Genomic DNA, 22625 nt, shown 5'->3' with positions numbered 1-22625 from the left:
TTCTCCAAGAAACACTGATATGTTCCGCCTCGCTCGACAGGAGAGATGGCCGAGCGGCTTAAGGCGCACGCTTGGAAAGCGTGTGTACGTTAATAGCGTACCGTGGGTTCGAATCCCACTCTCTCCGCCAGCGATACCCCCACCATTAGTGACTGTTATTGACCAAGAGCAGCCATTTCTGCCCTTTTCGTCCATCTGGTTTGTGTCCATTGATGACGAGAACAAACCATGAACCTCAATGCGAATGGGGGTATCGTTTTTGATCTGGGGGTATCGGTGCTGACAGACGTAGCTGTGCGCAAAGCCGCACCCAAGGAATCGCCGTATAAGCTCAGTGACTCGCAGGGTCTCTACCTGCTGGTGAAGCCGAATGGGACGAAGCTGTGGCGCCTAAAATATCGCTTCGGTGGCAAGGAAAAGGCTCTGTCCTTTGGTGCCTACCCTGAGGTCAGTCTCATCAATGCCAGGCGCGCGCGTGAAAGCGCTCGCGAAGAACTACGTAATGGGCAGGACCCGTCCCTCACCCGCCAACAAAAACGCGCCGAGGCTGTCCGGACAGACAACCAGTTCCGCACAGTGGCGCTTGCGTGGATCGCAGCACACGGCAAACAGTGGACCCCTCAACATCGGTCCGAGGTCCAAAGCACATTGGAACGCTTTGCATTCCCAAAGATCGGAGGTTTGTCCCTCGATGCCATCACGCCTCCTATAGCACTGGACGTGGTCCATTCCATCGAGAAGAGGCAGGCTGGTGAGACCGCACGGCGTGTCCGTCTGATAAACCGGGCCGGGTATGCGGGTCAGCATGTTCCGCATGGGTTCCGGGCTTCATTCTCGTCCATAATGAACGAAAGGCGACCTGAGAACAGGGCGATCATCGATTTGATGTTGGCCCATGTGCCCAAGGACGCGGTTGAGGCTGCATACAACCGGGCGCAGCATATGGAGCGCAGAAAGCAGATCAGTCAGGATTGGGCCGATCTGCTCCTGAAGGACGCTATGCCGTCTCAAGGTCTGCTTCAGACGGTGCGGAGGTCGGCAAGCTATTGAGCCAACGGACCACGTCGCTTTCGCGCCATCGCACGCATCGGACGCTCAGCTGGATCGGGGCCGGGAAACGCCCTGCCTTGATCTTGCGGTAGAGGTTGCTCTGCGTGGTCCGTAGCTTGCCGGCCACCTCTTGCGCTGTAAGAAGTTGATCCAGCGTTTCACTCATCTCAAACACTCCCCGGCTCAGTGCCGGACACAATAATCAGCAGGATTACGAGGCACAGCGCCTCGCAGATTGTTGGAAGGTCAGTCACCGGCGCCACCTCCAGCCATGCCCGCTGATTCCATCGTGGAACCACACGGACAGAGAGCGTAGTGCGTGATTGACCAAGGTTAGGATCGGGTGCGGGGTCACGTCTCACCCCCGATAAAGCGCCCTTGGAGCCGCATCATGCGCACATCGTCAGTCGCGAGCGCCCTACCCCAGCGTTTGTCTCGGTTCTCCCGCGCCAGCTCGCGCAGGGTCTCGGCCATATGCTGCACCCAGATCGCGGCGCTCATGTTCTGGTCCAGGTCGCGGGTCATGCTGGAACCCCTTCAATCTCGACGTTCTGCTCATCGGTACGGCGTGCTTCAGCTTGTTCGTGCAGCACCTGATAGCGGTCCGCGATCAGTTCCATGACAGCGTCCAGCACTTCGTCGCTGATTGGGCGCCCGACGCTTTGCGCTTTCTCGACTGTTTCGCCCCATTTCTTCTGAAGGGCGATCACGCAATCCGTGTCAGAGCAATTTGCGAGACGTGATCGGAACCATTCAGCGTGATTTACCGGGGGTTCTTCTCTGATCTGCGTGGGTTTGGGTGTCACGTCGACGGGTTCGGCAAAAGTCTTGCCTTCCATTTCGTCATTCGTGTTCGTACCGCCGGTGAGTTCTGGAAATGCCATTCGCAGAGCTTGCGCCTCTGCGCATTTCGCAAGCTGCCCAAACGCCCGCTTGGCCCACATGGCATTGGGCGCATCTGTATCTTTTTTGGCTGTCGCGTAATTCTCAAGCCAAAATTCCATTGCTGGAAATTCGCAGAGATGTCCGGAAACAAGACGCTTCACGACAACTTTGCACCACTCAGGAAACCTGACGTCTCTACCGCCCAGCTTCATTGTTCTTACCGGGCCGAACTCGGGCTCACTCTTTCCTAAATATTGATCTGTCCGCGATGCTTCGATGCGATACAGCGCAATCCCTGGCATGACTGTATCGATCATGCCACCGGCCGCTTTATTCCAGATCGGGACGATGTGGACGGGCTTCTTCATGACGTCGAGGCCAGCCGCGCGGCAGTACGCGATAACCATATGCACCGCTGCGTCAGATGCGCCGGGATAGAGGCTGTTCTTCAACGTATCCATGAGGTCGCGTTCGGTAACGGACGCCATCTGCTGGCTCGTTTTTGCTACTGCGTTCATGTTCAGATCCTCCGGATTGCCAGCGTCGGAGCGCCGGTTGTGAGCTCCGCGCCGGGGACGGTCATTCCGGCCTTGAGCATTTTTGTAAGGCAGGCAGCGTCCACCTTGCCGGGCTGTGGCACGAACAGTTCCGGCATTGCGGCCTGAAGCACCTTCGCGTCAGTCACGGCTCCACGCGTGGCTCCAGCGCGAAGTTCGGCCACAACACCATCGCCTTCGACCTGAAATTGACCCGTACTCTGCATTTCGCTGAATAGTGTCGCCCGCATTTTTCCGCTGAAGGCTTTGAGTTGACGCTCAAGTTCTTCAGAAGCGCACAGCAGGTTAAGGCCCGCGCTGTCTGGATCATTTGCAGCGCGGATTGCCGTAAACGCTGCATTGAAGCCAACCATCGCGCCCTTCAGGAACTGGGCATATTCTGCGTTCGCCACGTCCCGCAGGTCACGGGTTTCGCGTGTGAGTGCCTCACTCATGAGAACAACTCCCGCACCCAGCCAGAACGAACAGGAGGGTTCCAGCATCCATGGGCGTAGGTAACGCCCCGGTTGTGGTCCTGCATTTCCAGAATGAGCTGATCCCGGTTCATGCGGGCATCTGAGGCGCGAGCTGCATAAACCTGTGCTGACGTGAACTCTCCGCGCGTCGTCATTTCGTCTGAGAGACGCAGGAATTCCGTCACGAGGTCTGTCAGTTCGTTGATGACAGCCTGCTGTCGTGCATCCGTTCTGGACACACCTCTCCCGTTTGCTGTTTCACGCATTTTCATAATTCCCGTTGTTTATTTGACGGAGATCAGGCCGCTGCCAGGTCTCTCATGTAATCCGCGCGCTCAGCGGTAATGTTAGATGGTCGATATTTGTCAGCCAGTGCTTCGATTTCTTTGACGATTTTTTCGCCCTCTTCCTCGAAGGCCTGAATCAGTCCAAGCACTTCCCCCGAGAGACTTCCCGCGATCCGGCTGTCTTGGCGTAGCTCCTGCAGGCTCTTCGCATTCTTTTCGTAGAACTCGTACAAGCCGTTCAGGGCCTCATACTCACCCACGTCGGATCGGCTCATAACGTCTGCAATCGGATTGATCGCGTCGTCTATGCGTTCGGACTGGCTCGGCATTAGTGCATCTCCATTTCGCGGGAGGCTGATGCCTGCGTTGCAGCACGGATGTTGGCGATAATCTGCGCCAGTCGATTGATGCCCTTGCGCGTAACCTTGAAATCATCGCGCACCTTGGTTTCGCCCGTGATGCCGCATTTGTACGAACTCGCACGCAGACAGACGTAATCGTGCTCAAGGCCATAATGTGCGGGACGAAGCTTTCCACCCTGTTTGCAGGCCCACTTTCGAGCAAGCAGCGTTTCCGTCACCCACGCCTGCCCCAACTTCACTTCGCGCCCGACATCGCGGACGCCAAGCTCTCCCTCTGCCTCACCTATGATCTGGAATGCCTCGGCCTGTGGTCGGAGAGTGGAAATCTCTGCCGTCAGCTCCGCGACCTGTCGGGTGGTAATCTGGAGTGCCTGCGCCACGATTTCGCGTTCAGTCAGGACGACTGGAGCTTGAACCGAATAGGCCCCTGTTTTGCGGATGGCTGGAAGGATTTCTCCAACGACCTTTTCTTCGAATGCTTCGGTTGAAGGTTTCTTGGAGCGAAGAACCAAGCGATAAACGTCCCGTTCTGGGATCATCTTCACGTTGCGAACCTGACCCGTCATTTCGACGGGGTAGGTTTTTGCGGCCTTGCAGTGCTTGCGAACTGCCTGATCGGTGTCGGCATACCCCAGCGCTGCGGCAACCTGCGATGCGGCGAACTGCGGCTCGCCGTCGAGGATCGCAGCCAGCACATCGAAATCTTCAAATCGGAAAAGTGTGATCTCTGTCACGAGCGTTTCTCCCTCGCCGTTCTGGCGTGGGGCTATATGTGCGACACTTTCACACAAATATCAAGCGATAAAATCGCACATGTATGATTTTATCGATTTCATCGCACAAAAAGAAACCCAGCCGAAGCTGGGTCCCAATCTTACATTCCGCTGCCTGGGCCGCCACCGCCACCGCCACCCATGTCGCCCATATTGCCGCCGCCTCCGCCGCCCGGTCCCTCTTGGCTATAGCCGCCACCGGGACCGCCTTGACCTCCTCCACCGGGGCCACCGCCATTTCCAGGACCCCCCATACCATCTGGTCCGGGCCCCCAGCATGCGGAGAGCGCGAGAGCCAAGCCAATGGCCGTACCGATCTTTGCAATCTTGTTCATAGGAACCTCCTGCGCCTCATAACGCAGGGTTTCTTGTGCAAGATCATGGCGAGTATGAAACAAAAAGAAACCCGGCCTGAGCCGGGTGTCGTTAGTTCTTCAAAATGTCGTCGTATTCGCCTAGCGCCACCCCTTCAGGGTCATATGTGAGGCCGGCCCCCTCAATTTTTAGGCGCACGCGATAGTTTTTTAATTCTGCAACAGCGTGATCTATCGCCACGTCTTTCAAGTAGTCTTTGTACCCTTCAAAAACTGGATAATTGTTAAGGGTAAGTAATCGATCTAGCTGATCTCCGAGGCTAGCCATGGACATTTTTTGGCCGCGAAGCGCAGTGCTCTCAGCAAACAACAGGAACTGCTCCGAGAGAAGGTGTAGCTGATATAATTCCTCGGGACGTAGATAATTCTTACCAATCTTCACTTCGCGTGCGGTTGGTACCGAGCCGTCAAAAGAAACCATTCCCATATTCTCGGCCGTATGATCCGCCCGGTCCAAGATTAATTTCGATCCGGTCATCTGCGTGACGGCGTGGTGGAATTTATCTTGGAGGAGAGCGTAGAATCTGCGAACTTCTGGCGCAGACGGCTCGTAATCCGATGCACTAACCTTGAAGCACTCTCTGACTTTCTCATAGACGCTACGCTCCTCTGAGCGTAGGGCTCTTACCCTCGCTGCGAGTGCATTTAGCTTTTCTGGAGATGCCCGAAGAACTGTTTCATTGAGAACATAACCTTGCTGAACGAAGGCTGACAAAGTGCGATTAGCCCACTGACGAAATTTTGTCGCCTTCGCACTACTTACCCGGTAGCCAACACTTAAAATCGCATCCAGATTATAATGTAACGTGTTGTAGTTCTTACCGTCCTTAGCAGTTATTAGATATTTTCTAATAACTGCTTTCTCATCAAGCTCACCCTCTTCAAACACATTTTTCAGATGGTGATTGATAGTGGCGGTGGTGACGTCAAATGCCTCTGCGATTTGTGCCTGGGTGGCCCAGATCGTCTCACCGTCGCCCGAGAGACCAAAATTTATCTCACATTCGGGTGTCTTATACTGAGCTAGCACAAGTTCGTTTTGGAACTTGTCTTCAACGCGCCCTGATTGCTTACTCATTCTACCCTCACTTCCAAGTCCACTTCCCAACGACGCGGCCGTTGATCTCGATATCCGAAAGCAGAACCGTGTCTGTGTCGTATGTCTTATTCACGCTGATGATACGGACGCGCGGCGGTTCACTCATTGCGACGAGTTGAAGCTGCTTGATAACCACACCGTGGCCATTCCAAAGCACATACATACCATCATGGCTCAGGATCTTGTGGTGCGTGTCCACAAGAACCCGGTCACCCGGCATGAAGTCAGGCTCCATCGAATTGCCAATTACGCGCACTACAGCAAGGCCGGAACTATCTGGGACGTAGTTCTCAAGGAATGCCTTCGGCAGCGTCCATGTGGCGAGTGAGACGTGCATATCTCCATCCCCGCCATTCTCGGGAACGAGTGCGCCACCACCAGCCTGTGGCGAGACATCAAATTCATTGATGACTACTTCGCCGTGGTTTGGCTTCTTGGCTCTTTCTGCGCGCTCCGCTCGCTGGATGCTATCCGCAATTCCTTCTGAGCCTGGCGCTACGCCAGCCAAATTCCACACCTCTGATGGCGTAATTGGCGGATCGCCTCGGTCAATGAGTAAGGGGAGCATTCCCTTGACCAGGTCGACAGGCAAGAAGGGCTTTTTATATTTCCCTTCGTAAGAGGCATACGTCGAATAACGCTCTTCATATCCAAGAGCCTGCGCAAACTCTCTGACCGTATATCCGGCTCGCGAGCGTAGGGATTTCAGGCGTTCTCTTACCGGCAAATCTGTCATTCCGTTACTATGTGCGAAAAGCACGCACATGTATGTGCGAAATAGTCGTTGTTTTTTGTGTGAATACGTCGCACATATCGCACATGACCAAAGCGCTCGTCCTCATCGAGGAGCATGGGGGCACACGCCCACTCGCTCGCAAGCTCGGCCTTTCGCCCTCCACTGTTCAATCGTGGAAGCGCAAGGGAAGCATCCCGGCAAGCCGGGTTCCTGCAATCGCAGATGTCACAGGCATCTCTCTTGATGAGCTGCTGAAGGCCTGCCTTCCGCCCCTCCCCACCCGCACCAAGCGGAAGGAGGCGGCTCATGTCTGAGGAAACTCGCCGCTACGCACTATCTACTGCCATGGAGCTTTCTGGCCGGCTGACCGGTTTCACGGCCGCATCTGAAGTCATCTCCATGGCGAAAGAGATTGAAGACTACTTAGTGGGTCGGGGCGCTTCCCCTCTCTTTGAGAGCCAAGACGGACTTGAGAGCATTGATCAGGTTTCTCGCAGCGGTCGGAGTGAGCCGGAGGTGGGCGGCAGCCTTTCCTATGTGCCGAGCAGTATTCCCGTCGGCGGGAAGATATACCGACTGGCCCACAGTCACATTCACAATGCCGTCTGCTCCCTGACCTTGACCTATAACGAGGTCAGCGAAGATGACCGGGGCTTCGCTGGCTCTGATCTCGTCAATGCCTGCAGCGATATCTCTCAGGGCTCTGTCGGGGCTAATTTCGCTCATTCCAGTTCATCCTCTGTAGTGGCAGATGGTGAAAGCGGGGACTCGGTTGCCGCCGACCCCCGCAATGACGATAGCGCCGATACTTCCGTGAAGGGAGGAAGCGGCGATGCCTAACCTCCCCAAAACATGGACAACAATTGCACTGTATTCGGACGCAGAGGGCAAATACGTCCCTGCTCCGGGTGCGAGGATCTCGCTTACACGCGCTGCACTTTCTGATGACTTGCAGACGCGCGAGATGTCCATTTCAGGCCGTAAGGTCATGCAAGTGAGGGCCAAGTGATGGGTGGAGTTCTCTGGACATCCGAACGCCAAGCCAAACTCAAAATGCTTGTCCGTTCCGGCGTTCCCCGCTCAGATCTATCGGTAAAGCTGGGGCTGCCTGCTGATACGGCCCTGACCGTCATTCAGAGCGCAATTGCACGCTACACCCTGAAATCCGACCGGGATCAGGGCGCGCGCATTCGCGGGGCGCAAAACAGTCATACGACCATATCTGCTCGTCAGAAATCTCAACTTTCTGCGGAGGTGAAGCCGGTCGGTCATTCCGTGACGTGGGGCGCATTCATGGGAAGCACCCCGTTCCCGGCGCATCTTCGGTAGTCACCCGATGCTCGCCCCCAGTTCCTCAGCAACGCGAAGCGCGATGTGGTCCCTCACCTCCTGGCACATGCCACGATGCAGAGTTGCCCATATCCGCGCCTGCAGGATCAGGCCGCGGGCCAGTACCGGGTCGTCCAGGTCTTGTTCAAGCTGTGGTGTCTGGGGCGACATATCCTCCATCGCTGTTCTCCGTTCTTCGCTCAGTGACATGACGAAGAATGGAGTCAGCCGTGTCCAAAATTTTTGGAAAGAATTCCGCCAGATTGGAAAAGTGCATGATGCCCTCACCTGAGAGTGTGACGCATAGCGCCCAGTCTATGGCCCGAACCATCTCTGAGACGTTCGGCCAAGGCCTTGGCGTCAAAGAGACAACTCATCGCCTTGCGCGCCTTCTTAAGCTCACTGAACGTCAGGCGAAGAGCCTGTTTTACGGCGAGTGGGAGCGTATTCCGGCCTACGTATATCTGCGGCTGGTCGAGGCATATCGAAGCAATCTGGAGCGCGCAGCGAGACAGGCAGAGCACAAAGCCGCCGTCTATCGCGCCCTAAGCCATGAATGGGATGAATTATGCGCACAGGATACCTGCGCCTGCGCATCCACTGCCTCCGATGGAGAGCAGAATATGCGATCCGTGCCGCCATTGCCCTTAAGCGCCTTGCCGACCGGTTCACAGCCGTCGCGGACCGGCTCGAACGCCGCATAGCGGAAATGGGAGACGGGCGATGAGCGACCTGCCGATTACAGAAGCGAAATCAATCGTTGCAGATGCGGTCGAGATGGCGGGGGGTCAGCATGCCCTCGCCCGTAATCTCCGCATCAACCAGTCTGACATTTCCCAGGCCGTAAATAATGGCCGCACAGATTCACGCAATCGGGTGCTGAATGCCCTCGGATATGCGGTGATTGAAACGATCCGCCCGATGAAGGGACAGAACCGATGACGCGGAAACTCAGTGTCCTGGTTGCCTGTGAATACAGTGGCGTTGTCAGGGATGCATTTCTCGAGCGCGGACATGACGCGATGTCCTGTGACCTGCTCCCTACCGAGAAGCCTGGACCTCATTACAAGGGCGATGTGCGGGACGTTCTGGATTACCCGTGGGATCTGTTGATCGCGCATCCGCCTTGCACCGATCTGTCTGTCAGTGGGGCACGACACTTTGCTGCGAAGCGTCTTGATGGGCGGCAGCAGGCTTCGGTGTCATTCTTCATGATGCTGGCGCGATGCTCCATTCCAAAAAAGGTCATCGAAAATCCGGTGAGCATCATGTCCACTATGTGGCGCAAGCCCGACCAGATCATTCAGCCGTGGATGTTCGGCCACGGCGAGACGAAGGCAACATGCCTCTGGCTGGAAAATGTTGCTCCGCTGGTTCCGACTGACGTCGTGGAAGGGCGTGTAGCGCGGGTGCATCTCCTGCCCCCATCGGAAGACCGCTGGAAACTCAGAAGTACGACGTATCAGGGCATCGCTGATGCTCTCGCTGAACAGATCGGCGGCCGTGTTCATGCCCCTGCAACCTGCATTTCGGAGATGGCGCTATGACCCAAGACATGACAGGCCACAACAGCGCCGCAACGGGCGGCATCGCGGCGGATCGTCTACGTTCCATCATCGAGCGGGTTGAGCGCCTGGAGGAAGAGCGCAAGGCCCTCTCAGGGGACATCAAGGACATTTTCTCAGAAGCAAAATCTGCGGGTTTCGACGTGAAAGTCATCAAGCAGATCATCCACCTTCGCAAGCAGGAAACGCTGCTTGATATCTACCGCCGTGCGTTGGGGATGTGAGATGACCCGGACAATCTCCTTCACCCTTCCCGCGCCGTTCCCGCTCGTGAACCGCACAACCGGCTACAGTCATTTCACGGCAGCTCGTCAGAAGAACCAGATGCAGAGACAGGTGGCTGCAGCAGCGTACCATCTGCGCCCGTCTTTGCCCTTTGAGCGGGCGCATGTCCTGATCGAACGACACTCGGTCGGCACGCCAGACACGGACAATCTGTGGGGTTCTGCCAAGCGTCTGCTGGATTGCCTGACGACGCCCGCACTGCTCAATGTCCGCAAGGAAGGTGCTCGCCAGCGCACGAAGAACAAGCGCGGTCTGGGATTCATCGTGGACGATGCACCCAGGCATCTCACGCTCGAAGTGCGGGGCGTGAAGTGCCGTCTGTGTGAGCAAAAGACGGTCGTGACGATCACTGAAATTATGAGTGCAGAGGTGGCGGCATGAGTGCGCGCAGATGGGCAAAATTTTGGTGGCAGGACTGGCAACGCGATCCGGCGCTGCGGATGTGCTCGCTCGCAGTACGCGGCGCATGGATCGAAATGCTGTGCCTGATGGCAGACGCTGATCCGGTCGGGCACCTGCTGGTGAATGGACGTTCGCCGAACATGCGGCATCTCTCCGCTGTGCTCGGATGCTCTGAACGAGAGGCATCGAAGCTCGTCTCCGAACTCGAAGAAAACGGAGTTTTCAGCCGCTCAGACGATGGTACGATCTATAGTCGCCGCATGGTCAGGGATAAGGCCATCAGCGATGAAGCTGCTGCCAACGGTAAGAAAGGGGGTAATCCCAACATTACCGGAAAGGTAAAGCGCAAGGTTAAGGGTGAAGACGCAGAGGGGTTAACCCCCTCCCTTAACGCAAACGCAACCCCTCCCCTTAAACACCAAGAAACAGAAGCAGAAGCAGATACAGAAAGAACACTCTCACTTCGTTCGAGTGAGCGCGCGCAAAATCCGAAATCGGAAAAATCAAAACGGGCCTGTCGCCTCCCCGCTGACTGGCGACCATCGCCGGAGATGGCTGAGTTTGCCCGGTCCAACGGCGTCGATCCTGAGCGAACGGCGGCAGTTTTCCGGGATTATTGGGTTGGTGTTCCTGACCCTAAGGGCCGCAAAGCTGACTGGAACGCGACCTGGCGGAACTGGGTTCGGCGTGAGGACGGCATGCAGCCAATCCCGCAGCGGACTGCGCATTCTGACCGCCGAATTGCCGTCAACGCCGCATGGGCTGGTGTGCCCGACATCGAGGGAGTTTGAGCCATGAGCATCGCAACCCAACGCCCCTCAGCCGTCGTCATCGCCCCAACTTTCTCGCCAGCTTCCGGGGATCTCAAAGTCCTGATCGAGGCCAAGCGCGAGGGGTATCTCTGGCGGTCCGATCTGACGCCGGATCGTGTTCAGGCCGTTCGCAAGCAGCTCGCCGATGCGGAGCGGGCTTGCCTGCCCCCGAACCTGGTTGTTGTGGCCTCGTGGCTGATGAAACTCACGAAGCTGGTCACGAATGCCCCGGCTGACCTGTCCCGAGAACTCACCGAGGCGATTTTCGAGGTCTGCGGTGACATTCCGGCCGGAGCATGGAACCCGGAGAGCCGTTTGGACACGTCAGTCGGACCGGAATGGCTACCCGGTTGGATCACGTTGGCCAGCGCCGGGAGAGCTGTACACCCACCTGCGTCCCTTTGCCGAGCGGATCAGGGACGAAGTTTCCGCGCTCAAGGCCATGCTCGCGATGATCGAAGCGCCCCCTGAGCAGCGCGAGCGCACCAAGCCGACCGATGCCGAAATCGCCGCTGTTGTTCGCTCTGCACGGATGGCCAGACAGGCGCTGTCGAACGGGGCGGAGGAACTCGGTTGAAGCCCGTGGGAAATTGCTATTTTGGCGATGAACCCATGACCCACTCGCTCTTGAACCCTTGAGCGGACGTGCAGCGGTTGCGGGTTCGAGCGCGCAGCGAAGCGACACCCGCAGAGGAAACACACCGTTGCCATTTCTTACTGGCAATTCAAGAGAGTGCATTTCAAGAGTGAGGCATCATACCTTGGGAAGATGTCTATGAGCCACCGCATTGTAGCTTTAACCATTTTGGCTGTCAGTTTCACGCCTTTGCCACTCTTGGCTCAGAGCACGACCGTTTATAACGGCCAGACTTATACAACCCTTAGTAACGCAAGCCCCGCATACACCGATACAGACAAAAATGAGCGTCGTGGAGGCGACAAGGCCCACCACAGATGCGGGCCGCCTCCAGGTGGATTTGGTCACAAGCCACCACAAGGAATGGGTAATGATCGGGACCGGCCACCGCCGCCGCCTATGGATAGCAATGGTAGACTGCTACCTCCGCCAGATGGATGCCGCCCACCGCCACCGCCGGAAAGCTCTTCAGGAAAATTCGAGGGACCGAGCCAGTATCCAAACTGACGGAGACTACAAAAGCCGCCCTAGGGGGCGGCTCCATAGTCAGGCGGCTTCGACCTGCCGCGTTTTCTTCTTCCGGAGTGCATCGGCCATCTGGTGCAGTCCGCCCGCTAAATTCCGCGCCGGACTCGGCGATACGATCCGCAGACTTTCCACGCCATAATCGGCTTCAAAACCGCCCTTCATCGTTGCTTGAGCGGAGGATAATTCTCCAACACCGGTACGGCTGGCGAAGGGAGTTTTGAGGTATCATGTTACCGGTTTCCGCTTGTACTGATCGGGGTCTGATGATAGGTTGGGCCTATGAAAGAACCCCCTGCCAACAGCGGTAAGCAGCGGAAGAAAATGCCGGTTGGTCGGCCGTTTCAGAAAGGCCAAAGCGGCAATCCTTCAGGCCTTCCAAAAGATATTCGAGAAGTCATAGCCCTCGCCCGCTCGCACACGGTCACAGCTATTACAGCCCTTGCGGAAATTGCTGGCAGTCCGGTCTCTCCTGAAAGCGCTCGCGTTTCCGCAGCGAATGCACTGCTCGATCGTGCATGGGGTAAAGCCAAAGAGACTGTGGAGATCAGCGGACAGGATGGCGCCCCGCTCGGCCTTGTCGTGACCGTGGTTCGTCCGAGTGAGTGAGGTTCAGTTTCCTGAGAGCCTCGCCTTCTTGTTTGAGCCTGCACGCTACAAGGTTGCGTATGGTGGACGAGGATCGGGCAAGTCCTGGGGAATGGCGCTTGCTCTGCTGATACAGGGCGCCGAGAAGCCGATCCGCGTTTTGTGCGCGCGTGAATTTCAGAAGTCCATTTCTGACTCTGTTCACTCACTTCTGGCAGACCATATTGCGCGAAACCCTGCTCTGGCCAGTTTCTACACGGTCCAAAACACGACGATCCTTGGTCGCAACGGGACCGAGTTCATCTTTGCGGGTCTGCGGCACAACATTGCGTCGATCAAATCGATTGAAGGCATAGACCGCTGCTGGATCGAAGAGGCGCAGACGATCACCAAGGGCAGTCTCGACGTGCTCATTCCGACGATCCGTAAGGAAGGGTCGGAGATCTGGCTTGGCTTTAATCCGGAGCTTGCTGAGGATGAGGTCTATCGTCGGTTCGTTTTGAGGCCGCCGCGCAATGCGATTGTTCGAAAGGTGAACTGGGATCAGAACCCGTTCTTTCCTGTTGTCCTGCGCGAGGAAATGGAGCAACTCAAAGCCACGGATTACGACGCGTGGCTGAACGTCTGGCAGGGCAACCCAAAGCAGGTTCTTGAGGGCGCGATCTACGCGAACGAGATACGGCAGGCCACAGACGAGCAGCGCATCTGCCATGTGGAATATGATCCGTCTGCGCCTGTGTTTACGGCTTGGGATCTGGGTTGGTCAGACATGACCAGCATCTGGTTCTGGCAGAAGATCGGCTTCGATATCCGTGTGATCGATTTTTATCAGAACCGCATGGAGGGCCTTGATCATTACGTTGGCCTTCTGGAGCGGCGCGGCTATCGGTACGAGCGCCATTTCCTTCCGCATGATGCCAATCAGGGCCAGTTATCAGCGGGCGGCAAAACGATTGCTGCACAGTTGCGGGCACGGTCGATGCCAATCTCGGTCCTGCCTCAGTTACCCATTGTGGCGGGGATCAGTGCGGCTCGTACCCTGTTTCCTCGGGTGTGGTTTGATGAGCAGGCGACGGCGGACGGCATGAACGCGCTGCGACGGTATCGCTACGATGTGGACCAGCAGACGGGACAGTTCAGCAAGAAGCCGCTGCACGATGATGCCTCACATGGTGCGGATGCTTTCCGGATGCTGGCAGTAGCGATTAATGATCCGAAGTCGAAGGCTGAGAGCGCCAAACGCCCTCGCGTTTCGCTAACAGGCTCAACCTCTGGGTGGATGGGTTTGTAATCGGTCCTGATTGTCGTTTTCGCTTGTACTGACAAGTTTCAGTGTGGTATTTAAATACCTCATGAGCGAGAGTGCTTCCGACACAGCCGATATCATCTCCGAGGTCCAGAAACGCTATGAAGAAGCGTCTGGCCATACGAGCCAGTGGCGCGGTCGCGCACGCGATGATCTGCAGTTTTTCCATGCTGACGCGTACAATCATGCGCAATGGGATGATGCGGTCTATCAGGCACGTGCCGGAACGTTCGGCGGCTCCCCTCGCCCTTGCCTGACGATCAACAAAACTGCGCAGCACGTCTTCCAGGTGGAGAACGAGGCGCGGCAGTCGCAAATGGGCGTAAAGGTCAATGCGACTGGCTTTGGTTCCATGGCTGAGGCTGCGGATGCCATTGAAGGCATTATCCGCCATATCGAGTATCAGTCGAACGCTCAGCAGAACGCCTATGCCTGTGCCATTCAGGGGCAGGTTCGCACCGGTCTGGGCTGGTTCCATGTCGTGACGGATTATGTTCCAGGTGTGGACACGTTCGATCAGGACTTCTTCATCAAGTCCGTTCCAAATGGCCTCTCTGTCTATTTCGATCCAGCGGCCCGTGAGCCCGATCATTCGGATCAGAACTGGGCAATGATCGTTGAGGAAATGGACCGGGTCGAGTTCGACAAGCTCTATCCGGGTCACGCAGACGTATCACGTGACCCGATTTAAGGTCTGCAATCAGACAGTGACTGGGTGAGCGACAGCACGGTTCGCGTGGCGACGTATTATCGCCGCAGCGAAAAGAAAGACACGCTTTGGGCCACGCCTACGGGGTCGATGCGTCAGAGTGAAATGCCTCCCGAGATGGTTGAGGTCTTTCGCACGATGAAAGCCTCGTCGCGGCCGATCACATCGCACATGGTCGATAAGTACGTCATCGCGGGTAATACTGTTGTGGCTCAGGGCGAGACCGTGTTCTCGCTTATTCCGCTGATCCCAATGGTTGGCATTGAGACGCGTGCGACTGACGGCAACGACGCGGATTATGCGGGGCTTGTGCGGGCTCTAATCGATCCGCAGCGCATGTTTAACTACACGGCCAGCGCTTATGTCGAGAGCGTTGCCCTCCAAACTAAAGCGCCCTGGCTCGCCTCAGCTGAGGCGATCGAGGGCTATACGAACGAGTGGTCGCAGGCCAACACCAGCAATGCTGCTGTGCTGCCTTACAATGCCATTAGCGATGATGGGCAGCCAATTCCGATCCCAACCCGTATTGAGCCGCCATCCGGCTCGACTGGCCACATGCAGGGCATGCAGTCCGCCGATCAGTGGATGCAGATGGTCACCGGCCAATATCAGGCTGAGATGGGCGCGCCCGGTAACGAGAAGTCCGGTGTTGCGATCCAGCAGCGTCAGCGCCAGTCAGACACGGCGAACTATCACTACACTGACAATCAGGGCATGGCGCTTCGTTATCTCGGGCGCTTGCTGATTGATGCCATTCCCCGCGTGTACGATACGCAACGCGCCGTGCAGTCGCTTGGGATGGATGGCACACAGACGGGTGTTGTCGTTGATCCGAACATGCAGACGTCGGCACAGGTGGCTTTTCCTCCTGGTCCCGATGGGCAGCCGCAGCAGCCACCGCAAGGGATCTCGCTTGAGAAACAGCGCCAGATCGATGGCGCAATTCTCGCGATCAACCCGACGATTGGCCGCTTCGATGTTGAGGCTGATGTGGGCCCTGCTTTTGCGACGCGGAAACAGGATGCGTTCAACGCGCTGACGCAGGTTATTCAGGCCGCCCCTAATCTCATGGGGCAGATCGGAGATCTCGTATTTCAGAGCGCGGACTTCCCGCTTGCTGACGAGATTGCCGATCGGCTCAAGCCCGCGTCCGATGATCCTCGCCTCGAACAGGCTCAACAGACGATCCAGCAGCTACAGGCGCAGCTTCAGCAGGCTATGCAGCAGCTCAAGGATAAGCAGGCCGAGCAGCAGCACACCGTCGTCAAAGACGCGATGGCTGCGGACACGAACCAGTACAAGGCCGAAACCGACCGCATGGCTGCGATTGGCTCGACCGATCCAGAGGCATTTCGTGTGCTGGTCCACCAGCTTGTTTCCGAGGCGCTGCGGAATGGGTCCCCTCCCTCAAGTGGGGCAACGCCTGCCATGCAGGATGGCCCGCCCGGACCACTTCCGCGTCTTCCTTCTTCTAATCCCCCAGGCGGCAAAATTCATGCTGCCAATCCAGTGACAGGAGCCGTTGAGGCATGAGCGAGACACTCGAAACCCCTATCCTCGACGGCGCGCTGACAACGCCAGACGCTGCGAACACGCCAGCAATCGAGACGCAGACCGAGGGTGCACCAGAGGGCCAGGCACAACCTGATCCGGCCCCGCAGCCCGAGAAGACGCCCGCATGGCTTCAGCGTAAGATCGATAAGCTGACGTTTGAGCGTCGTGAAGCTGAGCGGCGGGAGCAGGCCAATCAGGAAGAGCTGGAGAACATGCGCCGCGCGCTGGCTGCTTCTCGTGGTGAAGAGCAGCAGGAAGAGAGCCTGACGCCAGACCAGATCCGGCAGCAGGAGCGTCAGCGGATTGAGAGCCAGCAGGCAGAGCAGCAGTCGATCCAGAAGTTCTCATCCCAGACCGAAGCTATCGCCAAAGCTGTTGCTGGTACTCATGGGGATGCAGCGGTCAGTCAGGCCACGCAGCTCCTGTCCGAGCGTGCAGGACTGGATTTCTCTAACAAGTCACACCGTGAGTTGATCTCCGACATATCGGAGTTGCCGAACAGTGGCGACGTGTATTATGCTCTCGCTCACGACCCGGATGCAGCAAGCGACATCCTCGACGCCTCACCGCGTCGCCAGTATGCGCTTCTGACACAGTTCGCGGCGAAGGTAGGTCAGAAAGCTCCGGCAGCGCAGGCAGAAACGCCCGCAGCGCCAGCAGTTTCGAAGGCCCCGCCTCCCGTCTCGGCTCCATCCGGTGCGGCACCTGCGGGAAAGAAGTCGATCTACGACCCAAATGTTTCCGCTGTTGAATTTGACCGCCTCTGGAAGGCTGGCGTTCGGTCGTAACCTGTCGCGGAGCAGTCTCTCCGCATAAGCCACGGGGGCTTTAACCCGGCTGTTTTCGGTTCCCTAACCGGCACACGTTCTGCCTTTGGCGAGAGCGGCACGATAGGCGCAGTGGCGCCATGTATTGTGAGCCGAACCCGTGGCTACGAATAATCTGATTAACGACATGATCATCACGAAGCGCGCGCTGCCGCTGTTTCGTGACACTAACGGCTTCATCAAGAACATCGACCGTTCTTATGACAGCTACTTTGGTAAGTCCGGCGCTAAGATCGGCGCTTCCGTGAATGTTCGCCTGCCAAACGACCCGGTTGTTGGTGACGGCCCGGTTGTCAGCCCGCAGTCCATTGCAGAGCGCTCCGTCCCTCTGACGGTGGCTTATCGCAAGCACGTCTCTCTTGGCTTCGATACGCAGGAACGTACCCTGAATGTTGATGACTTCAGCGGTCGTTACATCGAGCCATCCGTCAACAACCTGACCGGTTCTGTTGCCGATATCGCCATGACGCTTGCTCTTGGTGCCGCGAACATGGTGCGCAACGTGGATGGCAACGGCAATACGATCGCCCCAACATCCGAGACATGGCTTCAGGCCAAGGCCAAGTTGACGAAGCAGCACGCCCCGACGGCTGACCGTTTCGCTGTTCTCGATCCGGATACGGATGCCAGCACAGTTTCCGGTCTCATGGGGCTGTTCAATCCCTCCGCACAGATCGGTCAGCAGACCAAGACGGGCGCGATGGAAGCACCTCTCCTTGGTGTCCGCGAGTGGATCAACGACCAGACCTGTCTCGTTACCACGACCGGCTCTTACGATAGCGCTGCCACGGCGACCGGATCAGTCACGACGCTCAGCAATGCGGGCAATGCGATTCCGGGCCAGATTAGTTCCACGGCGTACCCGCAGAACTCGGTCATTGCCACGTCTGCCCTGAATGGTGGCATTAACGCAGGTGATGTCATCACCATCGCAGGCGTCAATCAGGTCAATCGCGTGACCAAGCGGTCCTACGGCACACCGATGCAGTTCGTGGTCACGCAGGCTGTTGCGAGCGGCGCCACGTCCATCGTGGTCTCGCCTGCCCTTGTCGGCCCTGCTGCTGATGGATCGCAGAACCAGTATCAGACCGTCGATGCGCTGCCCGTTGCTGATGCCAAGATCACTCTTGTGGGCAAGCAGGGCGAGACGATCCGCCGCAACCTTCTGTTCAACAAGAAGGCCATGACCCTCGTCACTGTCGATCTGATGGAGGTCAACAAAGGCGTTGTAGATTGCGGCATGGCGAACCTCGACGGCATCTCCATGCGTACCCTCACCTACTACAACGGCACTGACGATACGCTTGGCACGCGTCTCGACGTGTTGTTCGGCATCGGTGTACTTCGCCCTGAATGGCTCTGCATCGTGCCGGATATCGTTGACGCTGGCTGATGCTGGTGAAGGGGTATCCCAAAACGCTGCACCACCCGAATGGCTACGAAACCGTAACCGTTCGGGATGAGGTAGAAGAAGAGCGGGTGCGAGCCCGTATGTCTGGCCGTCCTGAGCCTTCGGGCCGGGACACGCCGCTCAAGCCTGTTATGAGGCGCAAGGGGCGCACCCCAAATGTCCGAAACCAATAACGGCGGCACTCCAAACGTCACGACAGGGTACCTTGTCTCCGATCTCGTCGGCTTGGCGCTCGAGCAGCTTGGCGTCGGTGTCGGTGGTCAGAATACAGATCCGCAAGGCTTGGCCTCGGGCGTCATGCATCTGAACATGATGCTGGCCCAGTGGCAGCGCCGTGAATGGCTCGTTCCGAATCTCACCGATGTATTCTGTATGGCGACTGGGAAGTCGGTCTACTATGTCGGTCCCGGTGGAGATATCGACATTTCTGTGCGTCCTGCTCAGGTAATGGGGGCCTATGCCCGGCTTCTGTTCAACGGAGGGGCAGCGGTCGAGGGAGATTTCTCTGCGAACGATTTCGATCCAAGTGATTTCGTCGATAATGATGACGGGCTTTCTTCCGCCAATCCCATTGATTATCACCTGGCTGAAATTCCCTCCTATCAGGACTATGCCGCTCTTGGCCTCAAGGGACTGAAGACATGGCCCAGCTTCTACTTTTACAATCCCGCCTTCCCTCTGGGTGAGTTCAGGCCATGGCCGATCCCAGCAGGCGGTAACACGTGGCAGTTACATCTGCTCATAGCTCAGCCCCTTCAGGGCAATCTTAAGGCGGATACACCTCTGAACCTGCCCCCGGAATATTGGGATGCTGTGATGTGGTGTCTGGCCGCTCGTCTTGCCCCGTCCTATGGACAGGAAGTCTCAGCAACCGTGGCGACGTTTGCACGTGCGTCCTTGTCTACAATCCGTACAGTCAGTTTCCGCGCACCTACCCTTGCCATGCCCGCCATCCTTACTCCCATCAGCAACCCGTTCTATTGGCCGGGTCTGGAGATCCAGAAGCTATGAAGCGCCTCATCCTCGCCCTTGCGTTCATGTTGCCCGTTATGTCGTGGGCGCAATCCATCCCTCAGATGGATCGGCGTGTCACACTCAGTGGTCCAACCGGGCTGAACTGGGCGCTTTCCACAAAGGCGGATGTAAGCAATGGCAAGCTATCGAATGCGACACTTACCACACCAAATATCTCCGGAGCATCCATAAATGGGGGCTCTGTATCCAATGCGGATTTAACCGGGGTCAGCCTCTCCACTACTTCGTTCACCTGCCAGAACGCAGCGGCATGCGTCGTCTCGTCTTTGATCCAGTACAGCCCCGGATGGGCACAGTCTGTCGAGCGGACGCTTTTGCTGCGCCTTGAGGACACTGTATCTGCCAAAGATTTCGGGGCGGTCAGTGATTACAATTCCGCGTCCGGATCGGGAACGGACAACATCCCTGCGCTTCAGCTTGCAGTAACATCTGTGTGCGCCAACGGCGGGGGAAGCATTTTTGTCCCCGCTGGATCATATGCGATTTCAGCCACAAACAGCGTGTCGATGGCATGTCCGGGTCTGCACCTTTATGGCGCTGGCGTGGAAGGCACAAAGTTCTATCTCACCGGCGCGGGCTCTGCCGCAGTTTTCAATTTTAATGCCGCCCCGACCGATAGCGGGATGTATTTCTACGGTGGCGAAATTGATCACCTGTCAGTCTATGGCGCGAATAACGGCAAGCAGACTGGAGTCGCCTTCCGATTTGCGCATTGCCGTGGATGCAGTGCGCATGATGTGCGGACGTTTTTTGTCTTCCAGGGGGTTCAGAATTACGCTGGCAATAGCAATTCTGTTTATAACTCTCAGTTTCACCAGATGCTTCTGGGTGGCATTGGGCTGGAGACATATGGATCAGACACAGGATGCACGGGGAGCACCAGCGCGCTACAGAACTGCGCAACTCGATCCGATGTTTTTAAAATCATAAATACTGATGTCACAGCGTCTCTCAATTCAAGCATCAACACGCCGCCCGCCATCGGGGTCTATATCCATGACTTCATGGCAACTGTCTGGATGGATGGCGTTGTGCTTGAGCAGGTTAGCACCGGCGTTAAGATCAACTGCCCGAACTCCTCGACGATCGGTACATGTCCCGGATTTATCTATGGGAACCGGGTCGAGGTCGAAAGTAACGCAACCAACCAGAACGGAGTTCCACCTGGCGCGCTGGATGCTGACAATTTCTCCGAGTTGGAATTCGTCAGTCCACAGTTTTATGGATCAGTACCGACAAACAACCTGGTCGTGCTCAACCAGACACGCTTTCAAAGCGGCATGGTCAAGTTCTTCGGTGGAAAGATGCAAGGAGCCAATCAGGCTTGCATAGTCAGCTACATCAGTGATCTGACTTATGTCGGGGGCACCATTGCTGGATGTGGATTGACGGCAGCAGACAGCGCAGATGCAATCCAGCTTCTCAATCCTGGCAATAGCTCTCTGGACGGTAACGGCGCACAGATTTCCAATATGTCATTCTGTACAGTGGGAGCCGGAGATACGGCCGGGAATCCCAACGCTATGACCGGGCTGCGTCTTGATACGAAAACAGATTGGGTGACGCTCAGCGGGAGCAACGGGCGTGGATGCGGGCAGCTTTATTCAATCGCAACCGGCAATACGTCGGCGCATCTAAACCTGTCTGGCGGCAATAATGCGCCGTCATAAGGATTTCACCCATGCGCGTTAATCTCTCGGGAGGCTCATATGATGCCAGGTGTGCTTCTGTTGCCGCTCAACGCGTCCTGAACCTGTACCCTGAGCCGATACCTCAGGAAGAAGGTGAACCGATACAGTTCGCTTATTACCCCACTCCGGGATTGCGCACAGCTTCGCAGCCCGGTGGCAAAGGGCGATGCGCATATCAGACTACACAGGGTGATGCGATCTTTGTCATGGGGAACGCTGTACTCCGCTTGAACAGCGAGGGGGCAGTTACGAAGATAGGAGAGATCAACACTGGCAATGGCCCGGTCCGTATGGCGGATAATGGGACCACGCTATTCATTGTGGATGGGACAGCGGCGGCCGGATGGTATTGTTCCATGCCGTCAAAGGCTGGCCAAGGCTCCTTCGGGGCACTCACCCAAATCGTTGATGACGCTTTCTATGGCAGTCCCACGATTGCGATCCTCGATACTTTTTTTCTTTTCGTGAACCCAGATACGACCAACTGGTACACGTCGCCGGCGCAATTCTCTGACGAAGCCACGATGCCATTCGACAGCCTCTATGTTGCAAGCGACGAAACCAGTCTCGCCACGATCATCGGCATTGAGGTCATTGGCCAGTACATCTGGCTGTTCAGCAGATGGCAGGTTGAGTTCTGGTATGACAGTGGCGCCTCTGATTTTCCATTCCAGCGCGTTCAAGGCGTAACTGTTGAAGCGGGCTGCATCGCGCCCTACACAATCGCTCGCATCCCCACGACCGCGAACACTCCGAATGGTGCCATAATGTGGCTTGGCCAGGACCGGAGCGGGTTGGCTCGTGTCTATCTTGGCCAGCAGACATCTGCGGTGCCTGTATCCACATTCCCGGTGGATGGGGCGCTGCAGGCCATGGGCGATCTCTCCGCTTCCGTTGCCTCAGTGTACCAGCAGGACGGGCATGTCTTCTACGTCCTGACGGTTCCGGGGCAATCTTCATCCTGGGTGTTCGACGTGTCTACTGAACTCTGGCATGAGCGATGCGCTTTGGATGCTGTTGGCAATGAAGCTCAGGTGCGTCCGCTGTTCTGGACGCAGGCTTATGGCAAGACATGGGCGTGTGACCGTGAGAATGGCGCCATCTATCAGGTGACGATGAACGCTCTGGATGACGCAGGGACGCCGATCAAGCGCCAGCGCGCTTTCCCTCACCTGCTAACGGCTGGAACGCGCGGCATCCATCGTAGATTCATGCTGGATATGCAGCAGTCCTCAAGGGTGACCATCAATGTGGACTGGTCTGATGACCGGGGCGCCACTTTTGGCGCGATACGCCCGCTCGCCTTAGGAGAAACGGGCAACTTCTGGCCTACTCTCTGGCGGCTTGGAATGGCCCGCGACCGAGTCTAGC

The 22625-nt window shown here is 56.9% G+C and carries 34 protein-coding genes, 1 tRNA gene and 1 pseudogene; 24 read left to right on the top strand and 12 right to left on the bottom strand.

Features of this window, described 5'->3' with window-relative positions:
* Positions 1–39: 39 nt before the first annotated feature.
* Both GWA01_RS04820 and GWA01_RS04815 read left to right on the top strand, forming a co-directional pair.
* Positions 40–130 (top strand) — tRNA-Ser (locus tag GWA01_RS04820).
* 98 nt (positions 131–228) lie between these two features.
* Complete coding sequence (locus GWA01_RS04815; RefSeq protein WP_146794544.1) at positions 229–1050, top strand: tyrosine-type recombinase/integrase; 822 nt, start codon at positions 229–231, stop codon at positions 1048–1050.
* On the opposite strand, the gene GWA01_RS04810 is transcribed toward GWA01_RS04815, so the two are convergent.
* The 11 genes from GWA01_RS04810 to GWA01_RS04765 all read right to left on the bottom strand — a co-directional run bounded on the left by GWA01_RS04810 (position 998) and on the right by GWA01_RS04765 (position 6578).
* Positions 998–1216, bottom strand: coding sequence for a helix-turn-helix transcriptional regulator (locus GWA01_RS04810; protein WP_146794542.1), 219 nt, complete (start codon positions 1214–1216; stop codon positions 998–1000). The two genes, GWA01_RS04815 and GWA01_RS04810, sit on opposite strands and share 53 nt — an antisense overlap.
* 1 nt (position 1217) lies before the next feature.
* On the bottom strand, positions 1218–1412 hold the full coding sequence (locus GWA01_RS04805) for a hypothetical protein (protein WP_146794540.1): 195 nt from the start codon (positions 1410–1412) through the stop codon (positions 1218–1220).
* Positions 1402–1575, bottom strand: a complete 174-nt coding sequence (locus tag GWA01_RS12980; protein ID WP_186819462.1) for a hypothetical protein — start codon at positions 1573–1575, stop codon at positions 1402–1404. The genes GWA01_RS04805 and GWA01_RS12980 overlap by 11 nt, the downstream gene beginning before the upstream one ends.
* Positions 1572–2453 carry a phage recombination protein Bet gene (gene bet, locus GWA01_RS04800; RefSeq protein WP_146794538.1) on the bottom strand — a complete coding sequence of 294 codons (882 nt, stop codon included), beginning with the start codon at positions 2451–2453 and terminating at the stop codon, positions 1572–1574. Before bet ends, GWA01_RS12980 begins: the two co-directional genes overlap by 4 nt.
* 2 nt (positions 2454–2455) lie before the next feature.
* Positions 2456–2926: a siphovirus Gp157 family protein gene (locus tag GWA01_RS04795; RefSeq protein WP_186819461.1), complete on the bottom strand. Its 471-nt coding sequence runs from the start codon at positions 2924–2926 to the stop codon at positions 2456–2458.
* Entirely contained in the window at positions 2923–3213 is a 291-nt protein-coding gene (locus GWA01_RS04790; RefSeq protein ID WP_146794532.1) for a hypothetical protein, read from the bottom strand. Before GWA01_RS04790 ends, GWA01_RS04795 begins: the two co-directional genes overlap by 4 nt.
* A gap of 32 nt (positions 3214–3245) precedes the next feature.
* Entirely contained in the window at positions 3246–3563 is a 318-nt protein-coding gene (locus tag GWA01_RS04785; RefSeq protein WP_146794529.1) for a hypothetical protein, read from the bottom strand.
* The gene (locus GWA01_RS04780) at positions 3563–4330 is read right to left on the bottom strand and encodes a BRO family protein (RefSeq protein ID WP_186819460.1); all 768 of its coding nucleotides are present in this window, start codon (positions 4328–4330) and stop codon (positions 3563–3565) included. The genes GWA01_RS04785 and GWA01_RS04780 overlap by 1 nt, the downstream gene beginning before the upstream one ends.
* A gap of 140 nt (positions 4331–4470) precedes the next feature.
* Positions 4471–4704 (bottom strand): hypothetical protein, encoded by a 234-nt coding sequence (locus GWA01_RS04775; RefSeq protein WP_228118357.1) that lies wholly within the window; start codon positions 4702–4704, stop codon positions 4471–4473.
* A gap of 91 nt (positions 4705–4795) precedes the next feature.
* Entirely contained in the window at positions 4796–5821 is a 1026-nt protein-coding gene (gene rhuM / locus GWA01_RS04770; RefSeq protein WP_146794523.1) for a RhuM family protein, read from the bottom strand.
* A gap of 7 nt (positions 5822–5828) precedes the next feature.
* Positions 5829–6578: a S24 family peptidase gene (locus GWA01_RS04765; protein WP_146794521.1), complete on the bottom strand. Its 750-nt coding sequence runs from the start codon at positions 6576–6578 to the stop codon at positions 5829–5831.
* A gap of 83 nt (positions 6579–6661) precedes the next feature.
* Between GWA01_RS04765 and GWA01_RS04760 the strand changes: the two genes are divergently transcribed.
* From GWA01_RS04760 to GWA01_RS04750, 4 genes are read left to right on the top strand one after another with little or no spacing between them, the layout of a single operon-like run.
* Complete coding sequence (locus GWA01_RS04760) at positions 6662–6892, top strand: carph-isopro domain-containing protein (RefSeq protein WP_186819459.1); 231 nt, start codon at positions 6662–6664, stop codon at positions 6890–6892.
* Positions 6885–7418 carry a hypothetical protein gene (locus GWA01_RS04755; protein WP_146794517.1) on the top strand — a complete coding sequence of 178 codons (534 nt, stop codon included), beginning with the start codon at positions 6885–6887 and terminating at the stop codon, positions 7416–7418. Before GWA01_RS04760 ends, GWA01_RS04755 begins: the two co-directional genes overlap by 8 nt.
* Positions 7411–7587 (top strand): hypothetical protein, encoded by a 177-nt coding sequence (locus tag GWA01_RS12975; protein ID WP_186819458.1) that lies wholly within the window; start codon positions 7411–7413, stop codon positions 7585–7587. The genes GWA01_RS04755 and GWA01_RS12975 overlap by 8 nt, the downstream gene beginning before the upstream one ends.
* Entirely contained in the window at positions 7587–7907 is a 321-nt protein-coding gene (locus GWA01_RS04750) for a hypothetical protein (protein WP_146794515.1), read from the top strand. Before GWA01_RS12975 ends, GWA01_RS04750 begins: the two co-directional genes overlap by 1 nt.
* Here the strand turns inward: GWA01_RS04750 and GWA01_RS04745 are convergent, their stop codons facing one another.
* Entirely contained in the window at positions 7908–8087 is a 180-nt protein-coding gene (locus GWA01_RS04745) for a hypothetical protein (RefSeq protein WP_146794513.1), read from the bottom strand.
* Positions 8088–8182: 95 nt separating this feature from the next.
* Here GWA01_RS04745 and GWA01_RS04740 point away from each other — a divergent pair, with 95 nt between their 5' ends.
* From GWA01_RS04740 to GWA01_RS04660, 18 genes and pseudogenes are all read left to right on the top strand, one after another.
* Positions 8183–8611: a hypothetical protein gene (locus GWA01_RS04740; protein WP_146794511.1), complete on the top strand. Its 429-nt coding sequence runs from the start codon at positions 8183–8185 to the stop codon at positions 8609–8611.
* A 19-nt stretch (positions 8612–8630) separates the two neighbouring features.
* Complete coding sequence (locus tag GWA01_RS04735) at positions 8631–8849, top strand: helix-turn-helix domain-containing protein (RefSeq protein ID WP_146794509.1); 219 nt, start codon at positions 8631–8633, stop codon at positions 8847–8849.
* Positions 8846–9454: a DNA cytosine methyltransferase gene (locus GWA01_RS04730; protein ID WP_146794507.1), complete on the top strand. Its 609-nt coding sequence runs from the start codon at positions 8846–8848 to the stop codon at positions 9452–9454. The genes GWA01_RS04735 and GWA01_RS04730 overlap by 4 nt, the downstream gene beginning before the upstream one ends.
* Positions 9451–9696, top strand: a complete 246-nt coding sequence (locus GWA01_RS04725) for a DUF2312 domain-containing protein (RefSeq protein ID WP_146794505.1) — start codon at positions 9451–9453, stop codon at positions 9694–9696. The genes GWA01_RS04730 and GWA01_RS04725 overlap by 4 nt, the downstream gene beginning before the upstream one ends.
* A gap of 1 nt (position 9697) precedes the next feature.
* Positions 9698–10138 carry a hypothetical protein gene (locus GWA01_RS04720; protein WP_146794503.1) on the top strand — a complete coding sequence of 147 codons (441 nt, stop codon included), beginning with the start codon at positions 9698–9700 and terminating at the stop codon, positions 10136–10138.
* Positions 10135–10950 (top strand): hypothetical protein, encoded by an 816-nt coding sequence (locus GWA01_RS04715; protein WP_146794501.1) that lies wholly within the window; start codon positions 10135–10137, stop codon positions 10948–10950. Before GWA01_RS04720 ends, GWA01_RS04715 begins: the two co-directional genes overlap by 4 nt.
* A gap of 3 nt (positions 10951–10953) precedes the next feature.
* On the top strand, positions 10954–11442 hold the full coding sequence (locus GWA01_RS04710; RefSeq protein ID WP_146794499.1) for a hypothetical protein: 489 nt from the start codon (positions 10954–10956) through the stop codon (positions 11440–11442).
* Positions 11423–11548 carry a hypothetical protein gene (locus GWA01_RS13305; protein WP_264818586.1) on the top strand — a complete coding sequence of 42 codons (126 nt, stop codon included), beginning with the start codon at positions 11423–11425 and terminating at the stop codon, positions 11546–11548. Before GWA01_RS04710 ends, GWA01_RS13305 begins: the two co-directional genes overlap by 20 nt.
* A 198-nt stretch (positions 11549–11746) precedes the next feature.
* Complete coding sequence (locus GWA01_RS04705; RefSeq protein ID WP_146794497.1) at positions 11747–12115, top strand: hypothetical protein; 369 nt, start codon at positions 11747–11749, stop codon at positions 12113–12115.
* A 300-nt stretch (positions 12116–12415) separates the two neighbouring features.
* Positions 12416–12742: a DUF5681 domain-containing protein gene (locus GWA01_RS04700; protein WP_211574612.1), complete on the top strand. Its 327-nt coding sequence runs from the start codon at positions 12416–12418 to the stop codon at positions 12740–12742.
* Entirely contained in the window at positions 12735–14012 is a 1278-nt protein-coding gene (locus GWA01_RS04695; RefSeq protein WP_146794495.1) for a PBSX family phage terminase large subunit, read from the top strand. Before GWA01_RS04700 ends, GWA01_RS04695 begins: the two co-directional genes overlap by 8 nt.
* Positions 14013–14073: 61 nt before the next feature.
* A pseudogene (locus tag GWA01_RS04685) lies at positions 14074–16269 on the top strand (portal protein).
* Entirely contained in the window at positions 16266–17078 is an 813-nt protein-coding gene (locus tag GWA01_RS04680; protein WP_146794489.1) for a hypothetical protein, read from the top strand. The pseudogene GWA01_RS04685 and the gene GWA01_RS04680 overlap by 4 nt, the downstream one beginning before the upstream one ends.
* 139 nt (positions 17079–17217) lie before the next feature.
* Entirely contained in the window at positions 17218–18510 is a 1293-nt protein-coding gene (locus tag GWA01_RS04675) for a P22 phage major capsid protein family protein (protein WP_146794487.1), read from the top strand.
* 5 nt (positions 18511–18515) lie between these two features.
* Positions 18516–18701 (top strand): hypothetical protein, encoded by a 186-nt coding sequence (locus GWA01_RS12970; protein WP_186819456.1) that lies wholly within the window; start codon positions 18516–18518, stop codon positions 18699–18701.
* Positions 18685–19539, top strand: a complete 855-nt coding sequence (locus tag GWA01_RS04670; RefSeq protein WP_146794485.1) for a hypothetical protein — start codon at positions 18685–18687, stop codon at positions 19537–19539. Before GWA01_RS12970 ends, GWA01_RS04670 begins: the two co-directional genes overlap by 17 nt.
* Positions 19536–21233, top strand: a complete 1698-nt coding sequence (locus GWA01_RS04665) for a hypothetical protein (RefSeq protein ID WP_146794482.1) — start codon at positions 19536–19538, stop codon at positions 21231–21233. The genes GWA01_RS04670 and GWA01_RS04665 overlap by 4 nt, the downstream gene beginning before the upstream one ends.
* Before the next feature lie 11 nt (positions 21234–21244).
* Positions 21245–22624 carry a hypothetical protein gene (locus GWA01_RS04660; protein ID WP_146794480.1) on the top strand — a complete coding sequence of 460 codons (1380 nt, stop codon included), beginning with the start codon at positions 21245–21247 and terminating at the stop codon, positions 22622–22624.
* Position 22625 lies beyond the last annotated feature (1 nt).

Source organism: Gluconobacter wancherniae NBRC 103581 (genome assembly GCF_007988885.1).
In the GTDB taxonomy this organism is placed as follows: domain Bacteria; phylum Pseudomonadota; class Alphaproteobacteria; order Acetobacterales; family Acetobacteraceae; genus Gluconobacter; species Gluconobacter wancherniae.
Note: the sequence above shows the minus strand (reverse complement) of the source record. Positions and strands in the feature narration are given on the sequence as shown.

Excerpts from the sequence above, each read along its gene's own strand:
- GWA01_RS04730 (WP_146794507.1), top strand. The coding sequence starts at position 8,846 with ATGACGCGGAAACTCAGTGTCCTGGTTGCCTGTGAATACAGTGGCGTT.
- GWA01_RS04715 (WP_146794501.1), top strand. The coding sequence starts at position 10,135 with ATGAGTGCGCGCAGATGGGCAAAATTTTGGTGGCAGGACTGGCAACGC.
- GWA01_RS04665 (WP_146794482.1), top strand. The coding sequence starts at position 19,536 with ATGAAGCGCCTCATCCTCGCCCTTGCGTTCATGTTGCCCGTTATGTCG.
- GWA01_RS04785 (WP_146794529.1), bottom strand. The coding sequence starts at position 3,563 with ATGCCGAGCCAGTCCGAACGCATAGACGACGCGATCAATCCGATTGCA.
- GWA01_RS13305 (WP_264818586.1), top strand. The coding sequence starts at position 11,423 with ATGATCGAAGCGCCCCCTGAGCAGCGCGAGCGCACCAAGCCGACCGAT.
- GWA01_RS04670 (WP_146794485.1), top strand. The coding sequence starts at position 18,685 with ATGTCCGAAACCAATAACGGCGGCACTCCAAACGTCACGACAGGGTAC.
- GWA01_RS04810 (WP_146794542.1), bottom strand. The coding sequence starts at position 1,216 with ATGAGTGAAACGCTGGATCAACTTCTTACAGCGCAAGAGGTGGCCGGC.
- GWA01_RS04710 (WP_146794499.1), top strand. The coding sequence starts at position 10,954 with ATGAGCATCGCAACCCAACGCCCCTCAGCCGTCGTCATCGCCCCAACT.
- GWA01_RS04745 (WP_146794513.1), bottom strand. The coding sequence starts at position 8,087 with ATGGAGGATATGTCGCCCCAGACACCACAGCTTGAACAAGACCTGGAC.
- GWA01_RS04740 (WP_146794511.1), top strand. The coding sequence starts at position 8,183 with ATGATGCCCTCACCTGAGAGTGTGACGCATAGCGCCCAGTCTATGGCC.
- GWA01_RS04720 (WP_146794503.1), top strand. The coding sequence starts at position 9,698 with ATGACCCGGACAATCTCCTTCACCCTTCCCGCGCCGTTCCCGCTCGTG.
- GWA01_RS04680 (WP_146794489.1), top strand. The coding sequence starts at position 16,266 with ATGAGCGAGACACTCGAAACCCCTATCCTCGACGGCGCGCTGACAACG.
- GWA01_RS04775 (WP_228118357.1), bottom strand. The coding sequence starts at position 4,704 with ATGAACAAGATTGCAAAGATCGGTACGGCCATTGGCTTGGCTCTCGCG.
- GWA01_RS04765 (WP_146794521.1), bottom strand. The coding sequence starts at position 6,578 with ATGACAGATTTGCCGGTAAGAGAACGCCTGAAATCCCTACGCTCGCGA.
- GWA01_RS12980 (WP_186819462.1), bottom strand. The coding sequence starts at position 1,575 with ATGACCCGCGACCTGGACCAGAACATGAGCGCCGCGATCTGGGTGCAG.
- GWA01_RS12975 (WP_186819458.1), top strand. The coding sequence starts at position 7,411 with ATGCCTAACCTCCCCAAAACATGGACAACAATTGCACTGTATTCGGAC.
- GWA01_RS04760 (WP_186819459.1), top strand. The coding sequence starts at position 6,662 with ATGACCAAAGCGCTCGTCCTCATCGAGGAGCATGGGGGCACACGCCCA.
- GWA01_RS04790 (WP_146794532.1), bottom strand. The coding sequence starts at position 3,213 with ATGCGTGAAACAGCAAACGGGAGAGGTGTGTCCAGAACGGATGCACGA.
- GWA01_RS04815 (WP_146794544.1), top strand. The coding sequence starts at position 229 with ATGAACCTCAATGCGAATGGGGGTATCGTTTTTGATCTGGGGGTATCG.
- GWA01_RS04750 (WP_146794515.1), top strand. The coding sequence starts at position 7,587 with ATGGGTGGAGTTCTCTGGACATCCGAACGCCAAGCCAAACTCAAAATG.
- bet (WP_146794538.1), bottom strand. The coding sequence starts at position 2,453 with ATGAACGCAGTAGCAAAAACGAGCCAGCAGATGGCGTCCGTTACCGAA.
- GWA01_RS04755 (WP_146794517.1), top strand. The coding sequence starts at position 6,885 with ATGTCTGAGGAAACTCGCCGCTACGCACTATCTACTGCCATGGAGCTT.
- GWA01_RS04660 (WP_146794480.1), top strand. The coding sequence starts at position 21,245 with ATGCGCGTTAATCTCTCGGGAGGCTCATATGATGCCAGGTGTGCTTCT.
- GWA01_RS04795 (WP_186819461.1), bottom strand. The coding sequence starts at position 2,926 with ATGAGTGAGGCACTCACACGCGAAACCCGTGACCTGCGGGACGTGGCG.
- GWA01_RS04725 (WP_146794505.1), top strand. The coding sequence starts at position 9,451 with ATGACCCAAGACATGACAGGCCACAACAGCGCCGCAACGGGCGGCATC.
- GWA01_RS04705 (WP_146794497.1), top strand. The coding sequence starts at position 11,747 with ATGAGCCACCGCATTGTAGCTTTAACCATTTTGGCTGTCAGTTTCACG.
- GWA01_RS04700 (WP_211574612.1), top strand. The coding sequence starts at position 12,416 with ATGAAAGAACCCCCTGCCAACAGCGGTAAGCAGCGGAAGAAAATGCCG.
- rhuM (WP_146794523.1), bottom strand. The coding sequence starts at position 5,821 with ATGAGTAAGCAATCAGGGCGCGTTGAAGACAAGTTCCAAAACGAACTT.
- GWA01_RS04735 (WP_146794509.1), top strand. The coding sequence starts at position 8,631 with ATGAGCGACCTGCCGATTACAGAAGCGAAATCAATCGTTGCAGATGCG.